Below are 4,190 nucleotides of genomic sequence, written 5' to 3' on the forward strand. Positions count from 1 at the left end.
CGTCCCCCCCCCCCCACCAAAACACTCTCGCGGTGGCCCCCCAAAACTCGCGGGGGGGGGGTTTTAAAATATTTGTGGTTGGGGGCGGGGGGGGTACACCCCGGGGCCCACAGCCACGTGGACGACTCGCACCATCCAAGGGCTTGCGGTCCGCAGACCAACAGCGAAGGCTGACATCGAGAGATCTCGGCGTTCGTGCACCAACGTTCCCCGCACCCGCGACCTCGAGGAGCGGCGGCCACGCAGTGGCCGGTTCGCGGCCGGGCCGCCGGTCAGGCGCCGCGGCGTAGGCGACGCAGGAGCAAGCCGCGGTGCCTGACCGGCGGCCCCCAGGGGCCGCGAAACGCGCGCGCCAGCGCGCAGAAAGCAGAGCGTGACTGTGCGTGACATGGTGGAAATCGGGATGGGCAGGGTTGCCCGCAGGACCTACGAGCTCGACGACGTCGATATCGTGCCCTCGCGGCGGACCCGGTCGTCGAAGCAGGTCTCGGTGGCCTGGCAGCTCGACGCCTACCGCTTCGAGATCCCGGTGCTCTCGCATCCCACCGACGCGCTGGTCTCGCCGGAGTTCGCGATCGAGCTGGGCCGTCTCGGCGGCCTCGGCGTGATCAACGGCGAGGGCCTGTGGGCGCGGCACGCCGACGTGCAGGACAAGGTCGACCAGCTGATCGACCTCGTCGACAAGGGCGGCTACGAACGCGCGATCTCCCTGCTGCAGGAATTACACGCGGCGCCGATGCAGCCCGATCTGCTGGCGGCCGCGGTGGCGCAGGTGCGCGCGGCGGGCGTGACGGTCGCGGTGCGGGTGAGCCCGCAGAACGCGCGCGCGCTCACCCCCGCCCTGGTGCAGGCCGGGGTCGACCTGCTGGTCGTGCAGGGCACCATCATCTCCGCCGAGCACGTGGGTGACGGTGAGCCGCTGAACCTCAAGACCTTCATCGCCGAGCTGGACGTGCCGGTCGTGGCCGGTGGCGTGAGTGATCACCGCACCGCGCTGCACCTGATGCGCACCGGCGCGGCGGGCGTCATCGTGGGCTACGGTTCCTACCCGGGCGCCACCACCACCGGCGAAGTGCTCGGCATCGGTGTGCCGATGGCGACCGCGATCGCCGACGCCGCCGCGGCCCGCCGCGACTACCTCGACGAGACCGGCGGCCGCTACGTGCACGTCATCGCCGACGGCGATGTCGCCACGTCCGGCCAGCTCGCCAAGGCCATCGCCTGCGGCGCCGACGCCGTGATGCTCGGTGTGCCGCTGTCGGTCTCGGCCGAGGCGCCGGGTCGCGGCTGGTACTGGCCCTCGGCCACCGCGCACCCCTCGGTGCCGCGCGGCTCGTTCCTGCCGGTCGACGAGTCCTGGCTCGACGGCGCCGACGGCACCGTCACCCGGCCGAGCCTCGAGCGCGTGCTCTACGGCCCGTCCGACGACCCGTTCGGTTCGCTGAACCTGGTCGGTGGCCTGCGCCGCTCGATGGCCAAGGCCGGCTACTCCGACCTCAAGGAATTCCAGAAGGTCGGGCTCAGCGTCCGCTAGCGCACGTGGGTGAGCGAGACCCGCTCCCGCAGGAAGCGCGCGATCGCCGCGTTCACCGCTTCGGGGTGGGTCATCGTGACGGCGAGCCGGGCGCCATCGATCTCCACGAAGGTGGAGGCGGTGAGCCCCTCGGCCAGCGTGCGGGCGCGGGTGCCCGCGATGCCGCTGTGGGTGGCGTGGATGATCAGCGCGGGACAGGTGATCTCGCGTAGCCGGTCCAGCACCGAGTCGCGCCCGAGCAGGCAGCCGACGGCGGCGTCGAGGCCGTTGTGCGCGTCGTCGACCCAGCGCCGGGTCCAGATGTCGCGGTGCCAGTCGTCGTCGCCGATGAGCCAGTCGGCGAGGCGGTTGGCGGCTTCCTCGCGCGAACCCCTGTCGTGCCACTCGTCGAGGAAGCGCTGGGTCGCGGTGGACTGCTCCCTGGTGGGTCCGTGCGCCTCGGTGCTGATGAGGATGAGCGCGGCCACCCGTTCCGGCGCGACGAGCGCGGTGCGCAGCGCGGTGAACCCGCCCTGCGCGGTGCCGCCGACGATGGCCCGTTCGGCGCCGATGTCGTCGAGGATGGTCAGCGCGTCGCGCGCGGCGGTCCAGTACGTGAACGGCAGCCGCTGATCCCTGGTGCGGCCGTGCCCGCGCGCGTCCCAGGCCACGATCCGGAATTCGGGGGAGAGGGCGGCCTGCTGCGAGGCGAACATCGTGCGGTCCATGAAGAATTCGTGGGCGAGCAACACCACCGGCCCCGTGCCACCGCTGTCTTCGTAGTAGATGTCGGCATCGATCGCGCGGGCGAATGGCACGAGGACGAGGATAGCCAGGTCGAGGCCGTCATGCGCAATGTTCGCCCGAGGCGTGTAGCGACCACCGATCCCGCTGCTCGCCCGTCGTGTGCCGTCACTAAACTGTGGCGGTGGCAGAAACTCAGAGACCGGTCCTCGTCGTCGACTTCGGCGCGCAGTACGCCCAGCTGATCGCGCGGCGGGTGCGCGAGTCACGAGTGTTCTCCGAGGTGATTCCACACACCATGACGGTGGAGGAGATCGCCGAGAAGCGGCCGCTGGCCGTGATCCTGTCCGGCGGCCCGTCCAGCGTGTACGCCGAGGGCGCACCGCAGCTCGACGCGCGGCTGTTCGACATCGACGTGCCCGTCTTCGGCATCTGCTACGGCTTCCAGGCGATGGCGCAGGCGCTGGGCGGCACGGTCGCCCACACCGGCACCCGCGAATACGGCCGCACCGAACTCAGCATCGACGGCGGCGTGCTGCACGGTGGTCTGCCGACGCTGCAGCCGGTGTGGATGAGCCACGGTGACGCGGTGACCGACGCCCCCGCCGGGTTCGAGGTCACCGGAACCACCGCGGGCGCCCCGGTCGCCGCGTTCGAGGATCGGGCGCGCCGCCTCGCCGGCGTCCAGTACCACCCCGAGGTGCTGCACTCCCCGCACGGCCAGCAGGTGCTGAGCCGCTTCCTGCACGAACTGGCGGGCATCCCGCCGCAGTGGACCCCCGCCAACATCGCCGAATCGCTGATCGAGAGCGTGCGCGAACAGATCGGTGACGGGCACGCGATCTGCGGCCTGTCCGGCGGTGTCGACTCCGCCGTCGCCGCGGCCCTGGTGCAGCGCGCGATCGGGGACCGGCTCACCTGTGTGTTCGTCGATCACGGTCTGCTGCGGGCCGGCGAGCGCGAGCAGGTGCAGCACGATTTCGTCGCCGCGACCGGCGCCAAGCTGGTCACCGTCGACGCTGTCGACAAGTTCCTCGGCGAGCTGAAGGGCGTCTCCGATCCGGAGGAGAAGCGCAAGATCATCGGCCGCGAGTTCATCCGCTCCTTCGAGGACGCGGTCGCGGGCATCGTCGCCGAGCACGGTGGCGACGGTTCGGCGCCGAAGGTCGAGTTCCTGGTGCAGGGCACCCTGTACCCGGACGTGGTCGAGTCCGGCGGCGGCACCGGCACCGCGAACATCAAGAGCCACCACAATGTCGGTGGCCTGCCCGACGACCTCGAGTTCGAGCTGGTCGAGCCGCTGCGCCTGCTGTTCAAGGACGAGGTCCGCGCGGTCGGCCGCGAGCTGGGTCTGCCCGAGGAGATCGTCGGCCGCCAGCCGTTCCCCGGCCCCGGCCTGGCCATCCGCATCGTCGGCGAGGTGACCGCCGATCGGCTCGAGCTGCTCCGCCAGGCCGACGCCATCGCCCGCGAGGAACTCACCGCCGCCGATCTGGACAAGCAGATCTGGCAGTGCCCGGTCGTGCTGCTCGCCGACGTGCGCTCGGTGGGCGTGCAGGGCGACGGCCGCACCTACGGTCACCCGATCGTGCTGCGCCCGGTGTCCAGCGAGGACGCGATGACCGCCGACTGGACCCGCCTGCCCTACGACGTGCTCGAGCGGATCTCCACCCGGATCACCAACGAGGTGGCCGAGGTCAACCGCGTTGTCCTCGATGTGACGAGCAAGCCGCCGGGCACCATCGAGTGGGAGTGAGCTGTATTTTTGGCGGCTGGCGCCGCGGGTTTTCGGCCTCGTGACCTCGCCGCCCCGGGGGGGGCGGGGCCGGGGGGGGGTGGGGGGGGCCCCCCGGGGGGGGGGGGGCCGGAAAGGGGGGGGGGGGGGGGGGGGGGGGGGGGGGGGGGGGGGGGGGCAGTGGGGGGGGGGCCCGGG

Annotated in this window: 3 protein-coding genes; 2 read left to right on the forward strand and 1 reads right to left on the reverse strand. The window is 71.8% G+C overall.

Features of this window, described 5'->3' with window-relative positions; genetic code table 11:
• The first annotated feature begins 379 nt into the window (after positions 1-379).
• Positions 380-1,534, forward strand: coding sequence for a GuaB3 family IMP dehydrogenase-related protein (locus tag QH270_RS15050; RefSeq protein ID WP_110037077.1), 1,155 nt, complete (start codon positions 380-382; stop codon positions 1,532-1,534).
• Here the strand turns inward: QH270_RS15050 and QH270_RS15055 are convergent.
• On the reverse strand, positions 1,531-2,331 hold the full coding sequence (locus tag QH270_RS15055) for an alpha/beta fold hydrolase (protein ID WP_280342323.1): 801 nt from the start codon (positions 2,329-2,331) through the stop codon (positions 1,531-1,533). The two genes, QH270_RS15050 and QH270_RS15055, sit on opposite strands and share 4 nt — an antisense overlap.
• A gap of 104 nt (positions 2,332-2,435) precedes the next feature.
• On the opposite strand from QH270_RS15055, the gene guaA reads away from it, so the two are divergent.
• Positions 2,436-4,013: a glutamine-hydrolyzing GMP synthase gene (gene guaA, locus QH270_RS15060; RefSeq protein WP_280342326.1), complete on the forward strand. Its 1,578-nt coding sequence runs from the start codon at positions 2,436-2,438 to the stop codon at positions 4,011-4,013.
• The last annotated feature ends 177 nt before the right edge of the window (positions 4,014-4,190 follow it).

Origin of the sequence: Nocardia neocaledoniensis (genome assembly GCF_029868625.1) — a bacterium.
Lineage (GTDB): Bacteria > Actinomycetota > Actinomycetes > Mycobacteriales > Mycobacteriaceae > Nocardia > Nocardia neocaledoniensis_A.